20 protein-coding genes and 1 pseudogene are annotated in these 22,807 nt (G+C 72.1%); 10 read left to right on the forward strand and 11 right to left on the reverse strand.

Translation table 11 applies throughout. The annotated features are described in order from the left end of the window. Positions 1 to 6: 6 nt before the first annotated feature. Complete coding sequence (locus tag ACZ7M7_RS03685) at positions 7 to 2,445, reverse strand: beta-glucosidase (RefSeq protein WP_472112438.1); 2,439 nt, start codon at positions 2,443 to 2,445, stop codon at positions 7 to 9. A gap of 102 nt (positions 2,446 to 2,547) precedes the next feature. Here ACZ7M7_RS03685 and ACZ7M7_RS03690 point away from each other — a divergent pair, with 102 nt between their 5' ends. Then, complete coding sequence (locus tag ACZ7M7_RS03690) at positions 2,548 to 3,129, forward strand: TetR/AcrR family transcriptional regulator (protein WP_383597602.1); 582 nt, start codon at positions 2,548 to 2,550, stop codon at positions 3,127 to 3,129. Here the strand turns inward: ACZ7M7_RS03690 and ACZ7M7_RS03695 are convergent. Continuing rightward, positions 3,101 to 3,502 carry a RidA family protein gene (locus tag ACZ7M7_RS03695; RefSeq protein ID WP_383595735.1) on the reverse strand — a complete coding sequence of 134 codons (402 nt, stop codon included), beginning with the start codon at positions 3,500 to 3,502 and terminating at the stop codon, positions 3,101 to 3,103. The two genes, ACZ7M7_RS03690 and ACZ7M7_RS03695, sit on opposite strands and share 29 nt — an antisense overlap. Positions 3,503 to 3,551: 49 nt before the next feature. Between ACZ7M7_RS03695 and ACZ7M7_RS03700 the strand changes: the two genes are divergently transcribed. Beyond that, positions 3,552 to 4,502: a LysR family transcriptional regulator gene (locus tag ACZ7M7_RS03700; protein ID WP_472113897.1), complete on the forward strand. Its 951-nt coding sequence runs from the start codon at positions 3,552 to 3,554 to the stop codon at positions 4,500 to 4,502. Between the two features lie 99 nt (positions 4,503 to 4,601). Continuing rightward, positions 4,602 to 5,870 (forward strand): pyroglutamyl-peptidase I, encoded by a 1,269-nt coding sequence (locus ACZ7M7_RS03705; protein WP_472112441.1) that lies wholly within the window; start codon positions 4,602 to 4,604, stop codon positions 5,868 to 5,870. A gap of 78 nt (positions 5,871 to 5,948) precedes the next feature. Here the strand turns inward: ACZ7M7_RS03705 and ACZ7M7_RS03710 are convergent, their stop codons facing one another. Both ACZ7M7_RS03710 and ACZ7M7_RS03715 read right to left on the reverse strand, forming a co-directional pair. Continuing rightward, positions 5,949 to 6,770: an EI24 domain-containing protein gene (locus ACZ7M7_RS03710; protein ID WP_472112444.1), complete on the reverse strand. Its 822-nt coding sequence runs from the start codon at positions 6,768 to 6,770 to the stop codon at positions 5,949 to 5,951. A gap of 80 nt (positions 6,771 to 6,850) precedes the next feature. Beyond that, a complete protein-coding gene (locus tag ACZ7M7_RS03715) occupies positions 6,851 to 7,714 on the reverse strand; it encodes a hypothetical protein (RefSeq protein ID WP_472112447.1) in 864 nt (287 codons plus the stop codon). A gap of 168 nt (positions 7,715 to 7,882) precedes the next feature. Here ACZ7M7_RS03715 and ACZ7M7_RS03720 point away from each other — a divergent pair, with 168 nt between their 5' ends. Next, complete coding sequence (locus ACZ7M7_RS03720) at positions 7,883 to 10,492, forward strand: M14 family zinc carboxypeptidase (RefSeq protein WP_472112450.1); 2,610 nt, start codon at positions 7,883 to 7,885, stop codon at positions 10,490 to 10,492. Positions 10,493 to 10,501: 9 nt separating this feature from the next. Next, entirely contained in the window at positions 10,502 to 11,653 is a 1,152-nt protein-coding gene (locus ACZ7M7_RS03725) for a serine hydrolase domain-containing protein (protein WP_472112454.1), read from the forward strand. Between the two features lie 70 nt (positions 11,654 to 11,723). Here the strand turns inward: ACZ7M7_RS03725 and ACZ7M7_RS03730 are convergent, their stop codons facing one another. Both ACZ7M7_RS03730 and ACZ7M7_RS03735 read right to left on the reverse strand, forming a co-directional pair. Next, the gene (locus ACZ7M7_RS03730; RefSeq protein ID WP_383595717.1) at positions 11,724 to 12,143 is read right to left on the reverse strand and encodes an organic hydroperoxide resistance protein; all 420 of its coding nucleotides are present in this window, start codon (positions 12,141 to 12,143) and stop codon (positions 11,724 to 11,726) included. Positions 12,144 to 12,248: 105 nt separating this feature from the next. Then, positions 12,249 to 13,247, reverse strand: a complete 999-nt coding sequence (locus ACZ7M7_RS03735) for an NADP-dependent oxidoreductase (protein WP_472112457.1) — start codon at positions 13,245 to 13,247, stop codon at positions 12,249 to 12,251. Between the two features lie 103 nt (positions 13,248 to 13,350). Here ACZ7M7_RS03735 and ACZ7M7_RS03740 point away from each other — a divergent pair, with 103 nt between their 5' ends. The 3 genes from ACZ7M7_RS03740 (at position 13,351) to ACZ7M7_RS03750 (ending at position 16,987) form a co-directional block, all read left to right on the forward strand. Next, positions 13,351 to 13,791, forward strand: coding sequence for a MarR family winged helix-turn-helix transcriptional regulator (locus tag ACZ7M7_RS03740; protein WP_383595712.1), 441 nt, complete (start codon positions 13,351 to 13,353; stop codon positions 13,789 to 13,791). Positions 13,792 to 14,042: 251 nt separating this feature from the next. Further along, a complete protein-coding gene (locus tag ACZ7M7_RS03745; RefSeq protein WP_472112460.1) occupies positions 14,043 to 16,733 on the forward strand; it encodes a winged helix-turn-helix domain-containing protein in 2,691 nt (896 codons plus the stop codon). Between the two features lie 56 nt (positions 16,734 to 16,789). Further along, complete coding sequence (locus tag ACZ7M7_RS03750) at positions 16,790 to 16,987, forward strand: hypothetical protein (RefSeq protein WP_328881926.1); 198 nt, start codon at positions 16,790 to 16,792, stop codon at positions 16,985 to 16,987. A 9-nt stretch (positions 16,988 to 16,996) separates the two neighbouring features. On the opposite strand, the gene ACZ7M7_RS03755 is transcribed toward ACZ7M7_RS03750, so the two are convergent. Beyond that, positions 16,997 to 17,410 carry an SHOCT domain-containing protein gene (locus ACZ7M7_RS03755; RefSeq protein WP_383597596.1) on the reverse strand — a complete coding sequence of 138 codons (414 nt, stop codon included), beginning with the start codon at positions 17,408 to 17,410 and terminating at the stop codon, positions 16,997 to 16,999. Positions 17,411 to 17,730: 320 nt separating this feature from the next. Here ACZ7M7_RS03755 and ACZ7M7_RS03760 point away from each other — a divergent pair. Next, positions 17,731 to 18,633: pseudogene (locus ACZ7M7_RS03760) on the forward strand (glycoside hydrolase family 15 protein); the annotation flags it as partial. Then, positions 18,570 to 18,866 (forward strand): hypothetical protein, encoded by a 297-nt coding sequence (locus ACZ7M7_RS03765; protein WP_472112464.1) that lies wholly within the window; start codon positions 18,570 to 18,572, stop codon positions 18,864 to 18,866. The pseudogene ACZ7M7_RS03760 and the gene ACZ7M7_RS03765, both read left to right, overlap by 64 nt. Here ACZ7M7_RS03765 and ACZ7M7_RS03770 read toward each other — a convergent pair. The 4 genes from ACZ7M7_RS03770 to ACZ7M7_RS03785 form a co-directional block, all read right to left on the reverse strand. After that, complete coding sequence (locus ACZ7M7_RS03770) at positions 18,856 to 19,257, reverse strand: SHOCT domain-containing protein (protein ID WP_369270804.1); 402 nt, start codon at positions 19,255 to 19,257, stop codon at positions 18,856 to 18,858. The genes ACZ7M7_RS03765 and ACZ7M7_RS03770 overlap by 11 nt on opposite strands. A gap of 122 nt (positions 19,258 to 19,379) precedes the next feature. Continuing rightward, a complete protein-coding gene (locus tag ACZ7M7_RS03775) occupies positions 19,380 to 20,642 on the reverse strand; it encodes a hypothetical protein (RefSeq protein ID WP_472112467.1) in 1,263 nt (420 codons plus the stop codon). Between the two features lie 102 nt (positions 20,643 to 20,744). Next, positions 20,745 to 21,161: a DUF7144 family membrane protein gene (locus ACZ7M7_RS03780; RefSeq protein ID WP_362377780.1), complete on the reverse strand. Its 417-nt coding sequence runs from the start codon at positions 21,159 to 21,161 to the stop codon at positions 20,745 to 20,747. Between the two features lie 177 nt (positions 21,162 to 21,338). Then, a complete protein-coding gene (locus tag ACZ7M7_RS03785; protein WP_472112470.1) occupies positions 21,339 to 22,775 on the reverse strand; it encodes a DUF2252 domain-containing protein in 1,437 nt (478 codons plus the stop codon). Positions 22,776 to 22,807: the final 32 nt, after the last annotated feature.

Raw genomic sequence — 22,807 nt, forward strand, 5'->3', positions numbered from 1 at the left:
CCCGCATCAGACGTTAATCGTCGCCGTCACCCGACGGTCGGCGATCGAGCGGCTCACCTGGATCTCGTACGAACCCTTCACAAGCGTCCACGAATTGGTCTGCTCGTCCCACATCTCGAAAGAGCGGCGCGGAAGGTCGATCACGGCCTCGGCCGTCTCCCCCGGCCCCGCGGTCACGCCCGCGAATCCGGCCAGCCGGCGCGCCGGGCGGTCGGTGCCCGGCTCGGTCGGCGCCAGGTAGACCTGCACGACCTCACGCCCCGCACGCTCGCCGGAGTTGCGGAGGCGGACCGTCACGGTGGTGCCCTCGACCTTGACGGACTCGTACGTCCACTCGGTGTAGCCGAGGCCGTGCCCGAAGGGGTACGACGGGACCCGGCTCTCCTTCTCCCAGGCGCGGTAGCCGATGAAGACGTCCTCGCTGTACGGGAGTTCGCCGGCCGAGGGGACCACCTGGGTGACCGGGGCGTCGGCCAGGGAGCCCCAGGTGGTGGGCAGGCGCCCGCCCGGCTCGTGGACGCCGGTGAGGACGTCCGCGAGTGCCGCGCCGGCCTCCTGACCGGGGAACCAGCCGAGCAGCACGGCGGCGACGTCCTCGCGCCACGGCAGCTCCACCGGGGAGCCGGAGTTGACGACCACGACGGTGTGGGGGTTGGCGGCGGCGACGGCACGGACCAGGTCGTCCTGGCGGCCGGGCAGGTTGAGGTCGGTGCGGTCGAAGCCCTCGGACTCGACGCGGTCGGTGGTGGCGACCACGACGACGGCCGTGTCGGCGTCGCGGGCGGCCTCGACGGCTTCGGCGATCAGTTCGTCGGGGTCACGCTGCGGCTCCTGGTGCGCGAGGGTGAAGCCGACGACCCTCAGCGGGGCGGCCTCGGGGAACTCGACGACGTGGGTGAGGGAGACCTCGACCGGTGCGCCGGCGGTGAGTTCGGGCTGGGCGAGGGGGACGGGGGCGCCGAAGAAGGCGGCGAAGGGGTCCTCCTTGGCGGGGCGCTGGACGTCGTCGTAGTACGTGGTGCCGTCGATCGTGAGCCGGAAGGCGCCGATGCCCTTGATGCCGAAGGTGTGCGGGCCGGTGGCGCGCGGGGTGAAGGTGCCGGTCAGTTCGACGGTGCGCAGAGCATCGTGGGTCACACCCTCGGGGAGGTCGCTGCCCATCCACTGGATGTGGCCGTTGGGGGCGGAGCCGGTGCCGATGACGTTCCCGTCGGCGTCCCGGCACACGGCCCGCAGCTCGAAGCCCTTGTCGGCGATGCCGAGTTCGGTGTTCGGGTCCGCCCCGACGGCGTAGGTGAGGGTGCCGTCGGGGAGGGCGGCGGTGAGGCCGTCGAGCGGGGAGACGATCCGGTCGGGGAAGACGGTGGCGGAGCCGCCGCCCAGCACGCGGGCGTCCCGGGCTGCCGCGCCGATCAGCGCGACGGTGCCGTTCGGCCGCAGCGGCAGGGCGCCGCCCTGGTTGCGGACCAGGACGAAGGAGCGGCGGGCGATCTCGCGGGCGAGTCCGGGGCCGTCGACGGTCGCGGGAAGGTCGGTGACGACGGGCTCGGCACCGTCGAGGATCCCGACGCGGGCGGCGAGCCGCAGGACGTTGCGCACGGCGTCGTCGACCTTGGCCTCGGCCACCTTCCCGTCCCGTACGGCCTGGGCGAGGGGCTCGCCGTACACGGTCTGCGGGCCGGGCATGGCGACGTCGAGGCCGCCCTCGATGGCGCCGACGGTGGACCGGGCGGCCATCCAGTCCGAGACGTTGTAGCCGTCGAAGCCCCATTCCCCGCGCAGGACTTCGTTCACAAGGTGGTGGTGCTCGCTCATCGTCGTGCCGTTGACCGTGTTGTAGGCGGTCATGATGCCCCAGGGGTGGGCGTTCTCGACGATGATCTCGAAGGGCGCCAGATACAGCTCGCGCAGGGCGCGTTCGGAGACGAGGTTGTTGACGGTGAAGCGCTCTGTCTCGGCGTCGTTGGCGACGAAGTGCTTCACGGTGGTGCCGACGCCGCCGGACTGGACGCCGCTGACATAGCCGGCGCCGATCGTCCCGGTCAGATAGGGGTCCTCGCTGTACGCCTCGAAGTGGCGGCCGCCGAGCGGGGAGCGGTGGAGGTTGACGGTGGGGGCGAGCAGGACGTGGACGCCCTTGCGGCGGGCCTCCTGGGCGAGGAGGGTGCCGGCGCGACGGGCGAGGTCCGGATCCCAGGTGGCGGCGAGGGCGGTGGGCGAGGGCAGCGCGACGGACGGGTCGTCGGCGGTCCAGTGCACGCCCCGGACGCCGATCGGGCCGTCGGACATGACGAGGGACTTCAGGCCGATCTCGGGCAGTGCGGGCAGGGTCCAGGTGTCCTGGCCGGAGAGCAGCCGCGCTTTCGCGTCGAGGTCGAGCGCGGCGAGGGCGGCCTCCACGGCCGCCTCGCGCGCTTCGTCGGCCTGGGTACGGGTTCCCGCCATCGCGGTGCCTCCTCGTTGAGTCCGGGCTGTGCCTCCATCCTGCATCGGCTACCTGTAGACCGGTAGGTTTCGTTATCTTGACGTTATATGATGAGTACGACGATGCCGTACGGTGACGCCATGAACGCCAGGGTCAGAAGCGAGGAGCGCCGCGCCGAGATCGTCCGGGCGGCCCTGGAGGTGATCGCCGAGCGCGGTTACCGGGGGGCGAGCCTCGCCGCGGTGGCCGAGCGGGTCGGACTCACCCAGCAGGGGCTGCTGCACCACTACCCCACCAAGGACGCGCTGCTCGTCGCGGTGCTCCAGGAGCGGGACCAGTGGGACGCCGTACCCGACACCCGGTGGCGGATCGACCTGCTCGCCTCCCTCGTCGAGTACAACGCGATGCGGCCCGGCATCATCCAGACCTTCTCGGCGCTGCTCGGCGAGAGCGTGACCGAGGGGCATCCCGCGCGCGAGTACTTCACCGAGCGGTACACGCGCGTGCGGGCGGCCATGGCGGAGGTCCTGCGCGCCGAGTACGGCGACCGGCTGCCGAACGGGCTGACCCCGGAGCGTACGGCGCCCTTGCTGGTGGCCGTCATGGACGGGCTGCAGTACCAGTGGCTCCTGGACCCGGAGTCGGTGGACATGCCGGGCGCGTTCCGGGACTTCCTCAGCCTGCTGGGCGAGACCGCGGACTGACCGCGGCGACCACCTCGACCTCCACCCGGGCCTCCGCCCTGAACAGCCTCGGCACCTCGAAGGTCATGCTGGTGGGCGGGGTGCCGGTGAGGAACTGCCGCCTTACGGTGCCGTATTCGTCCAGGGTGCCGATGTCGGTGAGACAGGTGCGGATGTTGATGACGTCCGCGAGCGTGGCGCCGTGGGCCTCCAGCAGGGCGGCGAGGGTCTCGAAGACGCCGCGGGTCTGCTCGGCGACCGTGGCGCCCTCGGCGATCTGCCCGGAGACGAACAACAGCGCGCTGCCGTCGGCGTGTTCGACGCGGGCGACCTGGGAGTAGTACGGGCTCAGGGGCTGGGGCGCGGCGGGCGGGTTGTCGACGGTGATCTGCATGCCGTCGACGCTAGGCGCGGGCTTGAGATGCGACAAGCGAATGTCCAGCATGGCTGCCATGCCGAATCAGCATGAGTCCCAGCATGAACTCCCCGAGGTCTCCAGTGTGTGGTTGAGGGCGTTCCTGGAGGTCGCCCGGCTCGGTTCCTTCACCGGCGCCGCCCGGACCCTCGGGTGGACGCAGTCGGCGGTGTCCCGTCAGATCTCCACGCTGGAAGGGGCCCTGGGCGGCGCCCCGCTCTTCGACCGGCTCCCGCGGGGCGTGCTGCTCACCGAGGCCGGGCAGGTTCTGGTGCCGTATGCCGAGGCGGTCACCGAGTCGTTGCACGGGGCCGTTCGGGAGCTGGCCGCCCTGCGCGAAGTGGCGGGCGGACGGCTGCGGTTCGGTGCCTTCGCCACGGCCGACGCGGGCCTGGTGCCGCAGGCGCTGGCCGCCTTCAGCGCCACGCACCCACGCGTCCACGTCACCCGCGAGGAGGGCTTCACCCCTGCCCTGCTGGACCGGCTCACCGCGGGCCACCTCGACCTCGCGGTCGTCTCGACCACGGGCCGCGCCCCGCTGGAGGCGTACGAACTCCACCACCTGCTCGACGAGTCCCTGTACGTCGCCGTCCCCGCCGGTCATCCGCTGGCCGGCAGCGGACCCGTCCGACTCGGCCGACTCTCCGACGCCGAATGGATCTCCGGCAGCTCCCGCCCCGAGGGCACCCTCCTCGACGTGGCCCTGCGGCAGGGCTTCCGGCCGCGTGTCGCGCACGTCGTCGGCGAGTGGACCGCCAAGCAGGGGTACGTCGCCGCCGGCCTCGGTGTGGCGCTGGTCCCGGCGCTGGCCGCGGCGTCCGTGCGCCCCGACGTCCGGCTGGTACCGGTGCTGGACGAGGGCGGGCCGGCGCGGGCCGTGTACGCGGCGACGGTTCGGGGGCGGTCGCCGGCGCCGGCCGTGGCGGCGTTCGTGGGGGCGCTGCGGGAGGCGGCGGTGTCGGTGGGGGTGTCGGCGTGAGCCATGGCGTAGTCCCCTCCCGCCACGCGATACTTCCGGCGTCCCGCACGACGCATTGTCTGCCTCACCCCCCACCGTGACGGAAGGACCGTAACTCCCTTGAATTCCATACGTGTTCGGATCGGCGTCCTCTCAGTGGCCCTGCTGGCCGGGCTCTCGGCCCCCACGACCGGGGCCGCTGCCGCCGCCCGGTCCGCCCCCGCGCCGACCGTCGAGGAACAGCGCCTCGACAAGGCCGTTCCCCAGGAGATCCTGCGGCGCTCCGGATTCGACGCCGTGGCGGCGGAGTTCGCCGACGACCTGGCCGGCGCGCGCTCCTACGCGCAGGCGCACCGGGTCGTCACACGCGAAGGGTCGGCGCTGTGGCGCAGGGCCGTGGACCGGGCGCAGGGGCGGGGTTCGGCAGGCGGTGACCTGAGTCGGGACGACGATCGGCCGTTGTACTGGGCGCGGTTGTCGATGACGCGGGACGTGCGGACGTGGGAGCCGGAGTTCGGGCTGAGCGACGCCCAGCGAGGTGCTCTCATCGGTGCGTTGGAGCGGGTCTCGCGTGGCCAGAACGACATGCGCCATACGGCCGGGGCGGCCGGCAAGGGCATGAAGCGGATCCTCGTCACCGGGTTCGACCCGTTCACGCTCGACCGGGACATCCGTATCTCCAACCCGTCCGGCGCCACCGCGCTCGCCCTCGACGGCGCGGTGATCGAGACGGCGGAGGGACCGGCCCGGGTGGAGACCGCCGTGTTCCCGGTGCGGTGGCAGGACTTCGCGGACGGCATGGTCGAGCGGGCGCTGCGGCCGTATCTGAAGCAGGTCGATCTGTTCACGACCGTGAGTCAGGGGCGCGTCGGTCGGTTCGACGTCGAGCGGACCAACGGGGCCTGGCGGGGCGGCTTCCAGGACAACGACAACATCGGGCGGACCGAGACGATCCCCGTCGCCGATCCGGCCTCGCAGCCGCAGTGGACCACGACGACGCTGCCGTACCGGGAGATCGTCGCCGCGGACACGGGGCGGTTCCCCGTGTACGACAACACGAGCGTGACCGAGATTCCGGCGGGCGGCACGACCGCGGTCGTACGGCCGGACGGGCCGACGCCGGGCTCCACCGCGCGGGCCGGGGGCGGCGGGGACTACCTCTCCAACGAGATCGCCTACCGGGCGACGCTGCTGCGTGACCGGCTGGGGCTGCACGACTCGCTGCCGGGCGGGCATGTGCATACGCCGGTGCTGCAGTTCGGGGCGGGCAACACGGATCCGGCGACCGGGGCGGTGACGGATCCGGAGTTCGTGCGGAACCGGCTGGACATCATTGCTCAGGTGCGGGGGATTGTGACGGCCGCGGTGGACGCGACGGCGGCTTCGTAGGCACCCGGCGTCGGGGCGGGCGTCCCTGGGGGCCTGCGGCCCCCAGGCCCCCGCTTCGGCCCTGAACGGGCCTCGTCCTCAAACGCCGGACGGGCTGGTACGCGCGGGCCGGTCCCCGAACGGGGCGGCAGCTTCCCCGTCCTTCTCCTCCTCCGTCTCCTCCCCCATCAGCTCCCGAGCCATCAGCGTCGCCCCCGCCACCGCGCCCGGCATCAGGAACACCGCGACGAAGGGGACCAGGAAGGCTGCTGCGAGGGGGGCTCCGAAGCCCCAGATCAGGGGCTTGCGGGAGCGGAGCATCGTCAGGCGGTCGCGGAGGTCCACGCGGCGGCGCTGGAGGGCCACTGCCGTGAGTTCCTCGGTGAGGAAGAAGCCGGTGACGAAGACGCCGATCACCGGGACGGCCGTCTGGCCGATGACCGGGATGAAGCCGAGGGCGAAGAGCAGGACGCCCCAGAGGGCGGCGCGCAGGACGATCCGCAGGCTGTCGCGGCCCGAGATCCACAGTTCGCGCCAGAGCGGCAGGCCGGACTCGGGGGCCGTGCCGTCAGGAGAGACGTCCCGGTCGACCTTCTCGGAGAGGTTCTCGTAGAAAGGCTGGCCGATGAGCAGGGTGACAGCCGTGAAGGTGATGACCGAGAGGAGCAGGCCCAGCGCGAACAGGACGGCGGTGAGGAAGCCGCGGAACAGGCCCTGCCACGGGCTCGACCAGTCGTCGGCGAACGGCGTCGACCAGGACACGAAGTCCTCGCCCCACAGCGCGAGCCCGACCAGCGCAGCCACGTAGAGCACCAGGGTGATCAGGCCGGGGATCAGCCCGAAGCCGTACTGCTTGCCGTGCCGGGCCACCCACCGCTGGCCCCTGAGGAGATACCTGAACCCGGTCCCAAGATCGCGCATGGTTCGCACTCTAGTCGGGCCGTGTCACATGGCAGTCACGGTCCCTTCGGGGCCTGGTCACCGCTGTCCCCGGACGCCGCTCACCCCGGCGTCACCGCCACCACGACCCCCCGGTCGGCCGCCGGGCTCACCGCCGCCGACACCCGTACCGCCACCGCCCGTGCCACCCGCCCCGCGCCCGACGCCCCGGACAGCAGCAGGGGCTGTATCCGTTCCAGCCCGGCGACGAGGAACTCCTCACCGGCGATCAGCGCCGGACGCGCCGCCTTCGTCGTCGCCGCCGCGGCCTCGGTGAGGTCGGCGAGGGGCGGCAGCGTCGCCCGGACGACGTTCGCGCCGGCGGCGGCCGCCCGTTCGGCCAGGGCCACCTGGAGCGGCATCAGGGGCGCGAGCGCGGCCGTCAACGCGTCGGCGATACGGCGGAGTTCGGGAGACGACTCGCGCAGGACGTCGGCCGCGGCACGGAGCAGCGGGGTCAGCGCGAGCAGCACGCCCGCGGCCAGGCCCGCCGTCGCCGGCAACAGCGGTGACGTCGCATCGACCAGTTCGCCCAGCGCCGTCGCGAACTCCTCGACCGCCGGCTCCACCGCGTCCAGCACCGGCAGCAGGCTGTCGCCCAGAGCCGCCAGCAGGGCCTGCGCCGGCTCGCTGACGGGGTGGACCGCGAGGGGCGCCCCGCTCGTGCCGAGGCGGGTGAGGGTCTCGACGATGCGGTAGAAGGCCTCCTGGGCCTGCGGCGACGCGCTCGCCTCGGCCAGTTCGGCGGTGGTCTGCCGCAGCACCCGCAGGACCTCGGCGCCCGATCCATCCCTCGGGTCGAAGGTGTTGATCGCGATACGGGTGAGGTTCCCAGCCGTGTCGAGGAGTTGGCCGGTGATGTCGGTCGTGCTGCGTGCCATGCGCAGTACGTCGTCCCTGCTGGGGATCGAAGGGATCGTTGCCATGGGCTCTGCTCGCCTCCTGCCGCCGCCGGTGCGCTCTCAGCATGCCCCGTCCGGCGGCCCCTGCATGGGCCATCCGGGGCATCCGTGACACCAACTCCCTCTTGTTGCGGTTGAGTCGAACAGGTACACCTCGCCGTACCGATCTCAGGACGTTCCGAGGAGGTACGCGTGCGCACGACGAGAACCGTTCCCGCGAGACCCGTTCCTGCCAGGCCCGTTCCCGTAAGGCCTGTTCTGCTCACCGCCCTCGCCCTCACCACGGCGGGCTCCCTGCTCCTCACCCCGCACACCGCCGTCGCGGATCCCCAACCCCCGGGCCACCCCCCGGTCCACCGCGAGGCCGCGCTCGACCGGAATGCGGCGCGCACGCCCGCGAGCGCCGCCCAGCGGGCCCTCGGCACCGCCGAAGCGCCCTCCGCGGCGATCGGCGACGACAGCCGCGGCTACCCGCGCCGGCAGGTCCTCACCCCCGACCCCGAGAACCCGGCCGACAAGTCCATCAAGCTCGGCCTCACCCCGTACCACGCCATCGCGCCGAAGCTGAACGCCCTGCAGGCCCTCGGCGACCGCGTGAGCGTCGAGATCGCGGGCCGTTCGGCGGGCGGACACCGGCTCTACCTCGTCACCGTCACCGCCCCGGAGACCACCGGCCAGGCCCGCACGCAGGCACGGATGCGCGAGCTCATCGAGAACGCGCCCGCCCTGGCCGCCAAGTCCCCGGAGGTCAGGAAGAGTTACAAGGCTCCCGTCTTCTTCAACAACAACATCCACGGCAACGAGTGGGAGGGCACCGACGCCGGTCTGAAGCTCATCGAGCGGCTCGCCACCGCCACGGACGCCAGGACGCGCGACCTCCTGTCCCACAGCCGCCTGTACTTCAACATCACCGCCAACCCGGACGGCCGGATCGCCGGGACCCGCGCCAACGCGGGCGGATTCGACATGAACCGGGATTTCGTCACCGCCTCGCAGCCGGAGACGCGGGCGATGCGGCAGATCATGGTCGCCAAGCAGCCGGCCGTCCTGCTCGACCTGCACGGCTACGTCAACGGCACCCTCATCGAGCCCACCACTCCCCCGCACGGCGAGAACTACGAGTACGACCTGTTCCTGAAGAACACCTACGCCAACGCCCTGCGCATGGAGTCCGCCGTCAACGGCCTCGGCTACACACCGCAGAAGGACGGGGTCCAACCGGCGCAGATCCCCTTCCGGGACCAGGAGGAGGGCTGGGACGACTGGCCGCCGATCTTCACCCCGCAGTACGCGGCCTTCCACGGCACGGTCGCCGCGCACACGGTGGAGATCCCGATGCAGGTGAACAACAACGCCTACAACACGCTGCCGCAGGCCGAGCTGCGGCGCCGCTCCGCGATCAACGTCGACGTCGCCGGGGCCGCCCTGCGCGCCACCCTCGACTTCGTCCGGGAAAGGCGTGCGTCACTCGTCGCCGACCAGATCGAGGTCTTCCGGCGGGGAGCGGCGGGCGCCGCGCAGGTGCCGGTGTCCGAGGAGACCGTCCCGGGCGTCCCCGGCATCGGCCCCGAGGACGTCTACACGACCACCTTCCCCCGGGCCTACGTCATCCCGGCCGGCACCGGCGCCCAGCGCTCGGCCCCCGCTGCCGCCCGCCTCGTCGACCACCTCCTGGCCAACGACGTACGGGTCGGCCGCGCGGCCCACTCCTTCCGGCTCGGCGGACGCACGTACGCCAAGGGCTCGTACGTCGTCGACATGCGCCAGCCCAAGCGTGGCCTGGCGAACGTGCTGCTCGCGGACGGGCGGGACATCAGCGCCGAGGTCTCGGCGATGTACGACATCTCGGGCTGGAGCCTGGGCCGCCTGTGGGGCGCGGCGGTCGAGACCCTGCCACGGATGCCGTACGGCTCTGCCCTGCGTCCCGTCCGCGCGGCGACCCCCGTCGCGTACGTCGCCCCGAGCGGTGACCTCCGGCTGAGGCTCGACGACCCGAACGAGGTCGCCGCCCTCAACGCCCTGCTGCGGCAGGGTGTCGAGGTGCGCCGCGCCGCCGACGGCAGCGCGATCGTGCCGGGCTCGGCGCGGCGGCAGGCCGTGGCAGCCGCCCGCGCGCACGACGTCGCCTTCCACGCGACGAAGCTCACCGGCACCGCCCCGCTGCACCGCACCCGTGTCGCCGCCGCCGTCACCGCGGGCGAGCTGTTCGCGTTGCGGGAGATGAACTTCGAGGTCACTCCGGCCTCGACGGCCGTGCTGAACGCCGGGTTCGACTGGTCGTCGGTGGACGTGCTGTTCGTGTCGGCGGGGTTGGAGTACGGCGACCTCACCGCCCCTGCCCGCACGGCCCTCGACGCCTTCCTCGACGGTCACGGGCTGGTCGGCCGGGGTGCCACCGGTGCCGCGCTCAACACGGCGACGGGCCTGCTGGCGGCGAAGCCGGTCGAGGGCAACGGGGACGCCAACGGTGTAGTACGCGTGGTGAATTCGGGCAGCACTCTGATGTCCGGCGCTCCGGGCCACGGTTTCGTCTACGCGCCCGTGTGGTTCACCGGCCTCGGCCCGAACGTGCGGGTCGAGCAGGCGTACGCGACCGGGAACCCGCTCGTCTCCGGGCACTGGCGGGCCGCGGCGGACGGCTCCGGCGGGCCGGCGGACGCGGCGGGGCAGGCTTCGGTGGTGAGCGGGCCGGGAGCCGTGCTGTTCGGCACGGAGCCGCTCTTCCGGGACCACCCCAAGGGAGAATTCGCCCAGGTCGGCAGGGCATTGTTCAGCATGGCGCAGGCCAGTGGCACCAGATGAGGAGAGCGGATGACACCAGTGATCCACGGCACCGTAGTGGACGGCTTCGAGCGGGTACGTGAGGAGTTCGCCGCGTTCGTGTCGGGTGAACTCCCGGACTACGAGGGCCAGTTGTGTGCATACGTGCACGGCCGGAGGGTCGTCGACCTGTGGGCCGGTGACGGCTGCGAGGCCGACTCCCTCTACGGCGTGTTCTCGTCCAGCAAGGGCGCCGCTCACCTCGTGGTCGCGCTCCTGATCCAGGAGGGCACGCTCGAACCGGACCGCAAAGTGACGTACTACTGGCCGGAGTTCGGCGCCGAGGGCAAGGGCTCGCTGACCCTGCGCGATCTGCTCGCCCACCGGGCCGGGCTGGTCGGGCTCGACGCCGGGTTCACCGACGAGGAGCTGGCCGACGACCGCGCCATCGCCGAACGCCTCGCCGACCAGCGGCCGTTCTGGCGCCCCGGCACGGCCTTCGGCTATCACGCGCTCGTCATCGGCGCGCTCACCGGCGAGGTCGTCCGCCGTGCCACGGGCCGTACGCTGCAGGAGGTGTACGAGGAGCGGGTCCGGGCGCCGTACGGCCTGGGCTTCCACCTCGGACTGCCCGCGGGGTTGGATCACCGCTACCGCTCCGCGCAGCCGATGGCCCCGACGCCGGAGCAGCAGGCGGTGCTGGACTCGGTGCCGCAGGGGCCGCACACGCTGTCGTCCATCGCCTTCAACACGCATGTGCCGGAGCCGGGGGGCCTCGCGGACTACCCCAACTCCCGTACCGTGCGCGCAGGCGGTCCCGCGTCGGCGGGCGGCGTCGCCTCCGCGCGCGGGCTCGCCGGCATGTACGCGGCGGCGATCAGCGAGCTGGACGAACGGCCGCCACTGCTCAAGCCGGACACCATCGCCGAGGTCGGCCAGATCCACTCGACCGGGTACGACCTGGTGGCCCGCGCGCACAAGTCGTACGCCCTCGGCTTCCAGGCGACGGCCGACACCTGGTACCCGTTCCTGGGCGCCGGCACCTTCGGCCACAGCGGCGCCGGCGGCTCCCAGGCCTTCGCCGACCCCCGCAGCGGCCTCACCTACGGCTACACCCGCCGCCGCTGCGCCTTCCCGGGCGGGGCGGCACCGGAGAACCAGCGGTTGGTGAGGGCGGTTCATTCGGCGGCACTGGCGAGCTGAGCAGCGTGCACGACAGAGGCCGCACCCCGTGTACCTGGGGTGCGGCCTCCTGCCGTACGGAACGAACCGCTCAGACCAGCGTCACGGTGATGTTGCCGCGGGTCGCCTTCGAGTACGGGCAGACCTGGTGGGCCTTCTCGAGCAGGTTGCGGGCCGTCGCGGTGTCGACGTTCGGGATGGCCGCCGAGATCTCCACGATGATCCCGAAGCCGTCGTCGTTCTTGCCGATGCCGACCTTCGCAGTGACGGTCGAGCCGGTGATGTCGGCCTGCTCCTGGCGGGCGACGACGCCCAGGGCACCTTGGAAGCAGGCGCTGTACCCGGCCGCGAAGAGCTGCTCCGGGTTGGTGCCGGCGCCGCTGCCGCCCATCTCCTTGGGCGGGTTCACGACGACGTCGAGCTTGCCGTCGTCGGTGGCGACCCGGCCGTCGCGGCCGTTCTCGGCGGTGGCGACGGCGGTGTACAGGACCTCGGACTGCTGGATGGACATGCGGTGTCTTCCTCCTCGGTCCGCCGCGACTCGCGCCCACGATCGCGACGGATTTCGGAAAGAAGTTACCGCATGTCGGAAACCCAGCACAGGGCCCCGCCATCCCTACAGCTTGACGATCATCTTCCCGGTGTTGTCACCGCGCAGCACGCCGAGGAACGCCTCCAGGTTGTTCTCGATCCCCTCGACGAACGTCTCGCGGTACTTCAGCTGCCCCGAGGCGACCCAGGGGCCGACCTCCTGGACGAACTGCGGCTGCAGGTCGTAGTGGTCGCCGACGAGCAGGCCCTCCATGCGGGCGCGGGTCGCGATGAGGCGGGCGAGGTTCCTGGGGCCCGGGGCGGGCTCGGTGTTGTTGTAGACCGAGATCATGCCGCAGACGGCGATCCGGCCATGGAGGTTGATCTGCCCGATGGCAGCCTCGAGGTGGTCGCCGCCGACGTTGTCGAAGTAGACGTCGATGCCGTCGGGGGCGGCCTCGCGCAGCTGCTCGGCGACCGAGCCGTTCTTGTAGTTGAAGGCGGCGTCGAAGCCGTACTCCTCCACGAGGAGCTTGACCTTCTCGTCGGACCCCGCGGAGCCGATGACCCGGGAGGCGCCCTTGAGCTTGGCGATCTGCCCGACCTGGCTGCCGACGGCACCCGCGGCGCCGGACACGAAGACGGAGTCGCCCTCCTTGAAGACGGCGGTGCGCAGCAGGCCGGCATAGGCGGTGAGGCCGGTCATGCCGAGGACGCCGAGATACGTGGACAGGGGCGCGGCGTCCGGGTCGACCTTGACGGCGTTCTTGGCGTCCATCGCGGCGTACTCGCGCCATCCGAAGAAGTGCAGGACGTGGTCGCCGACGGCGATGCCCTCGGCCTTGGACTCGACGACCTCACCGACGGCGCCGCCCTGCATGACCTTGCCGAGCTCGAAGGGGGCGGCGTAGGACTTGGCCGCCGACATGCGTCCGCGCATGTACGGGTCGACGGAGAGGTACTTGTTCCGTACGAGCACCTGGCCCTCGCCGGGGGTCGGCATCGCGGCCTCGACCAAGGCGAAGTCCTCGGGCTTGGGCCAGCCGACGGGGCGGGAGAGGAGGTGCCATTCGCGGTTGATCATGGGAGGGGTGCGCCTTTCCGTGCGTACGTTTTTACTTCAGTACCTGAAACAACCATGCTCCTGAATATTTCAGGATGTCAAGTAACGGGGGTACCCTGAGAGCATGGCCACCATTCCGCAGAAGACCCACCGTCCCGATGACATGACCCTGGAAGTCGTCGACCTCATCGGCTCGGTCGTGGCCCGCTATCACCAGGAGTACGAGGAGGCCGCCGCCGAGCACGCCCTGACCGGCGCGCAGGCGCGGCTGCTGAGCCTGCTGTCCATGGAACCACTGCCGATGCGGAAACTGGCCCAGCGGCTGCGCTGCGAGCCGTCGAACGTGACCGGCATCGTGGACCGGCTGGAGTCCCGCGGGCTGGTGGAACGCCGGCCTGACCCGGCGGACCGGCGCGTGAAGCTGGCCGCGGCGACCGACGAGGGCCGCCGGGTGGCCCGCAGCCTGCGCGATTCCCTGCGGTTCGCCCGGGAACCCCTGGCGGGGCTGTCGGACCAGGAACGGCTGGCTCTGCGGGACCTGCTGCGGCGGATGCTGGACGCCTGACCGGCTGGAGTCCCGCGGGCTGGTGAAACGCCGGCCGGACCCGGCGGACCGATGCGTGAGCCGGCCGAGACGGGACCTCGGGAGCCGGAACGGCCGGCTCTGCGGGACTGCCGCGCCAGATGCCGGACGCCTGGAGGTTCCCCGGGCTCCTGCCCGCCCGGATGATCGCTTGCGGGCGAGCCGGTCCGGGGTGACGATCGGAGGGTGGGTGTTGAGGGTGTCGTGTCGCTCGGGCATCCACGAGGCGTGTGATGGGTACGAAGTCACGCTCCGCCGACGGGAGCCACGGCGATGCCGTCATGAGGGCGGTGACCCCGGGCGGTGACCCGGTGCTTGCCGCCCGGTTCGCCGTGCCGACGGTCCCCCGGACGTTCGTGCGCAGGGCCCGGCTGCTCGATCAGCTGGCCGAGAGCCTGCGCACTCCGCTGACGCTGGTCAACGGGCCCGCGGGAGCCGGCAAGACCCTGCTGGTCGCCGACTGGGTCGCGGCCCGCGAGCCGGGGGACGTCGCCTGGCTGACGGTGGAGCCGGAGGACAGCGCCCCTGGTGTGTTCTGGACCTACGTCCTGCATGCCTTCCGGCATCACGACATCGCCCTGCCCGCGGACATCGGCAGCCCCGCCCGCCCCGGCGAGGTGGACCACTCGCTGCTGGCGCGGGTCGCGGCCTGGCTGGACCGACGGGACGGGCCGGTGACCCTCGTCCTGGACGAGTTCGACCGGGTCGCCGGATGTGCCGAGGTGGCCGACGGACTGCAGTTCGTACTCCGCCATGCGGGCGACGGCCTGCGCCTGATCGTCGTCAGCCGTACGGAGCCGCTGCTGCCGCTGTACCGCTATCGGGCCGCCGGTGAGCTCGTCGACATCCGGGGCGCCGATCTGGCGTTCCGCGCCGCGGAGACGGCCGCCCTCGCCGACCGGCACGGGCTGGCCCTGTCGGACGCGGGCGCGCGCCTGCTGACCACGCGCACCGGAGGCTGGGCGGCGGGACTGCGGCTGAGCACCCTGGCCGCGCAGCGCGCCGACGACCCGGAGGGCTTCCTGGCGGAGTTCGAGCCGGGGCGCAGCACGGTGGCCGACTTCCTGCTCGGCGAAGTGCTCCGCGCCCACCCGCCCGAGACCCAGGATCTGTTGCTGCGCGCGAGCATCCTGGAGAAGATCCACCCCGATCTGGCCAACGCCCTCACCGGCCGGGTCGACGCCGAGCCGATTCTGGAGGGCCTGCAACGGGCGAACGCGTTCGTCGAGCCCATCGGGCACTCCTGGTACCGGCTGCACCCGCTGTTCGCCGAGATCCTGCGGGTGCATCTGGGCGTCCGCCACCCCGGCCTGGAGCCCGAGCTGCACCGTACGGCCGCCCACTGGCTGAGCCGGGCGGGGCTGCTCGACGAGGCCCTGTCGCATGCGGCGGACGCGGGTGACTGGGAGCTGGCCGCGGACGAGTTCATCGGTCGGCTGGCGATCGGCCGGCTGCTGACGGGGCTGTCCGCCCAGCGGCTGGACCGCCTGTTCGCCAGGATGGCGCCGGAGGTGTCCGGACCGGCTCCCGATCTGGTGCGCGCGGCGCGCGAGTTGGCCCATCACGACGTCGGGCGGGGGGTCACCTACCTGGGGCGTGCGGAGGAGAACCTGCCCGACGGCGACTCCGGCGACGCGGCCGCGGTGCGGCTGAGCTGTGCGGTGCTGCGGGTGCTGGCCGCCCGGGTGGCGGGCTCGGCGGACCTGGCCGAGCTGGCGGCGAAGGCCGCCGCGGAGGCGGAGCGGGCCCTGCCCGCCGACCGGCTGGAACAGTGTCCGGAGCTGACGGCCCTCATGCTCACCGACCTCGGATCGGCGCAGCTGTGGGCGGGCCGCTTCGATGCCGCGCGCTCGACGCTGTCCGACGCCGTCCGCTCCCCCCAGGAGCCCTCGACGGCTTTCGCCCGGCACGAGGCGCTCAGCAGGCTGGCGCTGATCGACTTCCTGCAGGGCCGACCCGGCCGGGCCGAGTCGCACGCCAGGGGCGCGGTCGCCGAGGCGGAGCACTCGGGACTGCCGGCGTCCGACCGGTCCGGGATGGCCCAGCTCGTGCTGGCCGCCGTGGCCATCGACCGCGACGACCTGGCGGACGCGCAGGGTCACCTCGACCGGGCCGCCGCGACGTCCGCCGCCTCCCGCGATCCCGTCGTGGCCGTGGAGCTGGCGATCCTGCGTTCCCGGATGCTGTTCGCGAAGGGGGACCCCCGCTCGGCGCTGCTGGCCCTCGACGACATGGCGAAGCAGCCATTGGTGTCCGCCGAGCCCTCCCCGTGGGTGAGCGACCGCATCGCGATGGCCATGGCCGCGGCGCATCTGGCCGACGGCGATCCGAAGGCCGCGGTGAAGGTCTTCGAGGACCGGCCGGCCCACGGCCCGGAGAGCCTGGTCGCCGAGGCCCGGGCGCGGGTCGCCGCCGGCGAGGGCGAACGCGCCCTGGGCATCCTCGACGAACTCGAACTCCCCGAGCGCCGCGACCCCGGACCCGTCATCGACGTATGGGTTCTGCTGACCCGTGCGCAGGCCGCCGACGCGCTCGGCGACTCCGCCGCCGCCGAGAGCCTGCTGATGAGGGCCCTGGCCGCCGCGCGCCCGCATCACCTGAGGCGGCCGTTCCTGGACGCCGGGGCCTGGGTCAGACGGCTGCTGCTCCACCGGCCAGCGCCGACCCGGGAGCACGCCTGGCTGACCGGCACGCTCGCGCCCGGGCGGGAGGAGGCCGTGGGCCCGCGTCCGGAAACGCTCAGCGCGCGCGAGCAGGACGTCCTGGAGCGGTTGGCGCAGCTCATGTCCACCGAGGAGATCGCCGCCGACCTGCATCTGTCGGTGAACACGGTGAAGACGCACCTCAAGAGCATCTACCGCAAGCTCGCCGCCACCCGGCGCGGCGAGGCGGTCCGCCGGGCCCGTGAGTTCGGGCTGCTCTGACGTGTCACCTCGCCCGGGTGATGCCACCCGTGCCCCGGGTCGCCGAGCATGAGGTCATGCGCTACGAAATCCGCGTCGACGGGCAGATGTCGGATGAGTTGACCACGGCGTTCCCCGAGTTCGACAGCTTCGTCGTCCCCAACCAGACGGTGCTGTACGGCCAGGTCGACGACGAGGCGCACCTGTACGGCCTGTTGATCCGTTTCCAGTCACTGGGGCTGCGTGTGGCGGAGTTCCGCCGGCTCCCGGAGTGAACGTACGGCTCAGCCCGCGAGGACCTTCGCCTTCGCCCGCTCGTACTCGGCGTCGCTGATGTCGCCGTGGTCGTGCAGCCCGGCGAGCTTGGTCAGCTGGTCCGCGTGGCTCGGCCCGGTGGGCCCGGTGGGCGCGGTCGTGCCGGTCGTTGCGGTGGTCCCGGTCTCCGGGGCGTCGGCGGCCACCTTCTGGACGTAGGAGCGGAACGCCTCCTCCTGCCGCCGCTGCTGGCGCGCGTCGCGCTCACCCATGCCGCGCCCGCGGGCGACCAGATAGACGAACACGCCGAGGAACGGCAGCACACAGACAAAGACCGCCCAGCCCGCCTTGCCCCAGCCGCTCATGCTGTCGTCCCGGAAGATGTCTCCGAAGATCCGGAACAGCATGACGAACCACAGCACCCACAGGAAGAACCAGAGCATCGTCAGGAATGCGTTGAGCAGCGGATAGTCCACGGTCGCCTCCACCTGCCGGCCGTCGTGGGGCCACGGCGGCACTCCAAGCCTGATGTGGTCCACGCTGCGCCTGTCGCCCCGGGACGGCATCACCCGGAGCGGGTGGGGTGCAGCCGCCGACCGCCCCAGCGCGGCGGTCCCCCGCCCGGGCGGGCCGCGCGCCCGCTGCCGCGGGGTTTCACCTGTCAGGGGTGAGGCCCCGCTCCGGGCGCTCTCGAACGATGAACGTGGAGCCGTGTCAGGCGTGCTCCGGCAGACCGCGTGCGTACCGGTGGAGGGAGGCAGGCATGGTCGACCGCTATCCGCCCATCGCCGAGCACGGAATGGTCGGCGACCTGCAGACCGCGGCCCTGGTCTCGTCCGCCGGGACCGTCGACTGGTGGTGCACGCCGCGCTTCGACTCGCCCAGCGTCTTCGCCTCGCTGCTGGACAGCGAGCGCGGGGGCCACTGCCGGTTCGCCGTGGACCTCCCGGAGGGCGAGGGGGTGACGATACGACAGCTGTACCTGTCCGACACGGCGATCCTGATCACGCGGTACATGGCGCCCGGCGGTGTCGGCGAGGTCGCCGACTTCATGCCACCCCTGGACTCCCGCACGCCCACGGACCGGCACCGGCTCATCCGGATCGCCCGCGTCGTCCGGGGCAGCCTGCCCTTCACCATCGCCTGCCGCCCCCGCTTCGACTACGCCCGTGCCCCGCACACCCTCACGCTCCCGTCGGACGACGATCGCTCGGCGGTCTTCCACGGCCCGGGAACCGACCTGCACCTCCAGTGCACCCCCGGGGTCGCCCTGCATGCGGACGGCGACGACGTCACCAGCCGCTTCACCCTCTCCGCCGGGGAGGCGGCGGCCGTGGTGCTGACCTCCACGGCGAGGGGCGGCGCCGCCGGACCCGAGCCGACCCTGCGCAGCGTGGTCGACGACATGGCGTCGTGCCGTACCTTCTGGTTGTCCTGGCTGCGCTCCTGTTCCTACCGAGGGCGCTGGCAGGACGTGGTGTACCGCTCCGCGATCACGCTCAAGCTGCTCACCTACGCCCCCACGGGCGCACCCGTCGCCGCCGCCACCATGGGACTGCCCGAGCAGATCGGCGGCGAGCGCAACTGGGACTACCGCTACACGTGGATCCGCGACGCCTCGCTCTCCGTGCGGGCCCTGATCGACCTGGGCTTCGAGGCGGAGGCGTAGGTCGCTTCCCCGAGGAACAGCAGGGCGAGATCTCCGGCCTGTCGCGCAGCGTCTCCAACCTCGGCTCCTCCTTCGGGACGGCGATCGCGGGCACCATCCTGGTCGCCGGACTCACCCGCGGCGCCTACGCCGCCGCGCTGACCGTGCTGGGCGCCGTCGGTATCGCCGGCCTCGTGGCCGCGGCACTGCTGCCCCGGGAACGGGACCCGAGCACGCGTGTCAGGCCGTGAGGACCTTCGACTTGGCCTGCTCGTACTCGGCGTCGGTGATGTCGCCCTTGTCGTGCAGCGCGGCCAGCTTGCCGAGTTCGTCGGCCTTGGCGCCCGGCGCCTTGGGCCGGGGTGCGGCGGCCTCCTGGACGTAACTGCGGAACGCTCGCTCGCGGTCCTGGGCCATGCGCAGCTCACGCTCGCCCATGCCCCGTCCGCGGGCGATCAGGTACACGAAGACGCCGAGGAACGGCAGCACGCACACCATCAGCGTCCAGCCCGCCTTCGCCCAGCCGCTGAGTGCGTCGTCGCGGAAGATGTCCATGACCACGCGGACCAGCAGCATGATCCACATGATCCACAGGAAGAACCAGAGCATGGTGAGGAAGACGTCGAGCAGGGGGTAGTCCATGGTCGCCTCCGCTTGCCGGCCGCCGCGACGAGCGCGCGGCTGACGGGGCCCCGGTGGTCCCGTTGCCTTCACGATGCGCCGGACCGGTCCGTCCGGCATCACCCCTCACGGGTGGGCCTCGGTCACGGGTGCGCCTCGTCGTGGGTCGGTGGCGAGGCCTCGGCCCGGCCGCCGGCCGCGAGCAGTGCCAGGACCGTCAGGGTGCCCAGCAGGACGAGCGCGAAGGCCAGGATCGTGAGCGGGGTGGGGCGGTTCCAGATGGCGAAGATGAAGGCCAGGACCGCCAGCGCGGACAAAGCGATCGACCGGCGGTGGGTCTGTGCCCACGCGCCGACCCGGCCGGCCCGGATCTGATGCCCGTAGGCCCAGGTGGCGAGCGAGTCCGCGGTGCGGTCGCAGCCGCTGCGGATCGCGACCGGGAGGCGGCCGGGGCCGATCAGGTAGGCGCCGAGCGCGACCACGACGCCGAGCACGATCGTGGTGCGCAGGGCGGCCTTCAGGAAGCGCAGCAGCGTGTCGAAGACGGCCGCGGCGGCCGCGTCCGACTGCACGGCGGCCGGGAGGTGGTCCAGGTAGTAGCGGCGTACGACGACCAGGGCGATGACCACCAGCAGGCAGGTGAAGGCGGCGCCCAGCGCGGTCCAGGCGAGCGCGCGCCGCCGGCGGCGGGCCACCAGCACCCCGACCGCGCCGATGACGACGGTGAGGACGGGCAGCCAGTAGCCGACGGTGTCCAGCAGACGGGCGCCCTTGCGGACCTTCTCCAGTTCCTCGGACTGGAACAGCACCAGCTGCTTGTCGACCTGAGGGATCGCCTTCGCGGGCGACAGACCGGCGTTGACGAGTTCCGTTTTCACCTGTTCGACGAGTGTGCCTACGTCGAGCGTGACCGTGCCGCCCTCGACCCCGACGGCGCCCCGGCCCTCTCCGGTGAGGGCGTGCACGACCGCGTTGTGGGCCTGTTCGTTGGCGTTGCGCCACACGGTGTCGAAGGCGCCGCTGTGCACGATCCGCGTGACGATCTTCTTCACCGCGCCGTCCACGGCCGAGTCGATCTGTGGCCCGAGCCCCTGGATGGCGGAGGCCGCCTGGGGCGGCAGGCCCTGGGACCGCAGCCAGTCGGCGAGCTGCGCGGCGGCCCGGTCCCCGTCGATGCGGACGTCCACCGCCTTGGAGATCCGGTCGACGGCCGCGTCCTGGATGGCCGGCTCGGTCGCGAGCGGGGCGACGGTCTTCACGTACCGGTCCGTGTCGAGCGCGATGTCGTGGACCCACACCGTGATCAGGGCGACGGGTACGAGGACGCAGGTGATCACGATCAGCACCGCGGACGCCGTCGCTCGGGCGATGCGTTCCGGCGCGGAGGGCTTGTGCGCGGCGCTCATGCGGACTCCAGGTCTTCCGGGGTCCCCGCCCTCCCTTCAATTGCGTCCGCGCACCACGAAAACGGCATGCCGAACTGGCCCAGATGGGCGCCGGAATGGGTCCTAATCGGCGAATGGGTCCCGCTTCACCACGCACAGGGCCCAGATGATGAACGCGTACAGCGCGATCAGCGTGAGCGACCAGACCGGGTAGTACGGGATGGACAGGAAGTTGGCGATCAGCAGCAGTCCCGCGACGCCTACGCCGACGACCCTCGCCCAGGTCTTCGCCCCGAACAGGCCGATGCTCACGATCACGGCGAGCGCCCCGAACACCAGGTGGATCCAGCCCCAGCTCGTCAGGTCGAACTTGAAGACGTAGTTGGGGGTGGAGACGTACACGTCGTCGTCGGCGATCGCCATGATGCCGCGGAAGACGTCGAGGATCCCGGAGATGAAGAGCATCACTCCGGCGAACAGTGTCAGGCCGGTGGCGGCTGTCTGCTTGCCCGCACCGTGGCGGGTAGCGGTGGTGGCCATGTCCGGCCTCCTTTCCACACCGGGCTGCTGCGCGCAGCCGTCCACCACCGAGCCTGATCCCTTGGGGGCATGCCCGTCGTCACCCAGGGAGGGTGAGGAAGGGTCGCCGGGCCGCCCACCACCGACGAGCCCGCGCCGAGGGAGGACGCGCCCGCGTTGCCGGCATCCGTGCCCCCGTCACGCCGCCACGTCGTTCCGGGCCGTGACGCGGCCCGTGGCGACCGCGTCGGTCAGGGCCTGGTGGTCGCGTTCGTTCTGGTTGGCGTAGGCGTGGGCGAAGTGGGCCAGGGCGCGGTCGAAGGTGTCGCTGCGGCCGAGGTAGGCGGCGATGGCGATCGGGTCGCCCGAGCGGGCGTGGGCGCGGGCCAGGGAGGCGCCGCACAGCCGGGCGAACAGGCCCAGGGTGCCGGCCTCCATCGTCTCGGGGCGGGCGATGCCCTTCCAGTCCCGCAACTGCCGTACGTAGAAGTCGCGTGGGCGGCCGTCGATGCCTATGACGTGTTCCCAGCCGAGGAAGATGTCACCGGCGGCCTGCATGAGCCGCTGCCCGGCGACGACCCGCTCGCCCTGGTTCTCGTACGTGCTGGCGCCGCAGTGGGGGGCGAGGACCGAGTCGCCGGCCTCCTTGGCCTGCAGCAGGAGCGGGTCATCGTCGTCACGGCCGAGCAGCAGGAGGATCCAGCAGCGGGTGCCCACGCTGCCGACCCCGACGACCTTGCGCGCCACGTCGACCACGCGGAACCGGCTCAGCAGATGCCGCCGCTCCGACGACAGGCTGGTCCGGTAGTCGTTGACCAGCCCCCGCAGGGTCCGCGCCACATCCTCGCCCTCCGTTCCCGGCAGCAGCTCCGAGAGCGGTGTGATCAAGGGGGGATCCGAGATGATCCGGGGTACGCCGTCCACCACCCGGGTCAGTTTCGCGGCCGCCTGCAGACTCGTCCGGGCACGGGCCTTCTCCGCCGCCCGCACGGCCCGCTGCTTGTCCTGCTTGCCCGGCCGCTCGGGCAGCAGCACCTCGATCTGGTCGAAGTCGTCCCGCGCGTACCAGACGTCGAGGGTGCGCAGCCCGGCGAACTCCCGCATGCGCTCCCGGTAGGACCCCACGCCGGCCCGGACGACGGCGTCGCACTCCTTCGCCGAGAACCCGTTGGCCCGCCCGGCGATCACCAGACTCGCAGCCAGCCGCTTGACGTCCCACTCGAACGGGCCCGGCAGGGTCTCGTCGAAGTCGTTGATGTCGAAGACGAGGTGGCGTTCCGCGGAGCCGAGGAGCCGGAAGTTCAGCAGATGCGCGTCCCCGCACAGCTGGGCGTACAGCCCGGTGTGCGCACCGGCGCCGAGATCGGACGCCATGATCGCCGCGGCTCCCCGGTAGAAGCGGAACGGCGATTCGAGCATCCGTCCGTACCGGACGGGCACCAGCTCGGGAACCCGGTCGGCGGACTGCCGCTCGATGATGTCGATCGGATCGGGCCGCCTCTCGTCGGGCGCGAACACCGCATGCTCGGAGCGCGGCACCCGGGCACGCGCCTCCTTGCCGAGTGCCGTGCGCTCGGCCGGGGTGAGCGGACGGTCGTGCATCACGGTGAGCGGACCGCGGTGCGTGCTGGCCATGGTCGGACCTCCTTGCCCGCAGGGTCGACCGA

The organism is Streptomyces sp. NPDC111606 (assembly GCF_055656945.1).

Coding starts and splice junctions, on each gene's coding strand:
- ACZ7M7_RS03685 (WP_472112438.1), bottom strand. CDS start 2,445: ATGGCGGGAACCCGTACCCAGGCCGACGAAGCGCGCGAGGCGGCCGTG.
- ACZ7M7_RS03690 (WP_383597602.1), top strand. CDS start 2,548: ATGCCGTACGGTGACGCCATGAACGCCAGGGTCAGAAGCGAGGAGCGC.
- ACZ7M7_RS03695 (WP_383595735.1), bottom strand. CDS start 3,502: ATGCAGATCACCGTCGACAACCCGCCCGCCGCGCCCCAGCCCCTGAGC.
- ACZ7M7_RS03700 (WP_472113897.1), top strand. CDS start 3,552: ATGGCTGCCATGCCGAATCAGCATGAGTCCCAGCATGAACTCCCCGAG.
- ACZ7M7_RS03710 (WP_472112444.1), bottom strand. CDS start 6,770: ATGCGCGATCTTGGGACCGGGTTCAGGTATCTCCTCAGGGGCCAGCGG.
- ACZ7M7_RS03715 (WP_472112447.1), bottom strand. CDS start 7,714: ATGGCAACGATCCCTTCGATCCCCAGCAGGGACGACGTACTGCGCATG.
- ACZ7M7_RS03725 (WP_472112454.1), top strand. CDS start 10,502: ATGACACCAGTGATCCACGGCACCGTAGTGGACGGCTTCGAGCGGGTA.
- ACZ7M7_RS03730 (WP_383595717.1), bottom strand. CDS start 12,143: ATGTCCATCCAGCAGTCCGAGGTCCTGTACACCGCCGTCGCCACCGCC.
- ACZ7M7_RS03735 (WP_472112457.1), bottom strand. CDS start 13,247: ATGATCAACCGCGAATGGCACCTCCTCTCCCGCCCCGTCGGCTGGCCC.
- ACZ7M7_RS03740 (WP_383595712.1), top strand. CDS start 13,351: ATGGCCACCATTCCGCAGAAGACCCACCGTCCCGATGACATGACCCTG.
- ACZ7M7_RS03745 (WP_472112460.1), top strand. CDS start 14,043: ATGGGTACGAAGTCACGCTCCGCCGACGGGAGCCACGGCGATGCCGTC.
- ACZ7M7_RS03750 (WP_328881926.1), top strand. CDS start 16,790: ATGCGCTACGAAATCCGCGTCGACGGGCAGATGTCGGATGAGTTGACC.
- ACZ7M7_RS03755 (WP_383597596.1), bottom strand. CDS start 17,410: ATGCTCTGGTTCTTCCTGTGGGTGCTGTGGTTCGTCATGCTGTTCCGG.
- ACZ7M7_RS03770 (WP_369270804.1), bottom strand. CDS start 19,257: ATGGACTACCCCCTGCTCGACGTCTTCCTCACCATGCTCTGGTTCTTC.
- ACZ7M7_RS03775 (WP_472112467.1), bottom strand. CDS start 20,642: ATGAGCGCCGCGCACAAGCCCTCCGCGCCGGAACGCATCGCCCGAGCG.
- ACZ7M7_RS03780 (WP_362377780.1), bottom strand. CDS start 21,161: ATGGCCACCACCGCTACCCGCCACGGTGCGGGCAAGCAGACAGCCGCC.
- ACZ7M7_RS03785 (WP_472112470.1), bottom strand. CDS start 22,775: ATGGCCAGCACGCACCGCGGTCCGCTCACCGTGATGCACGACCGTCCG.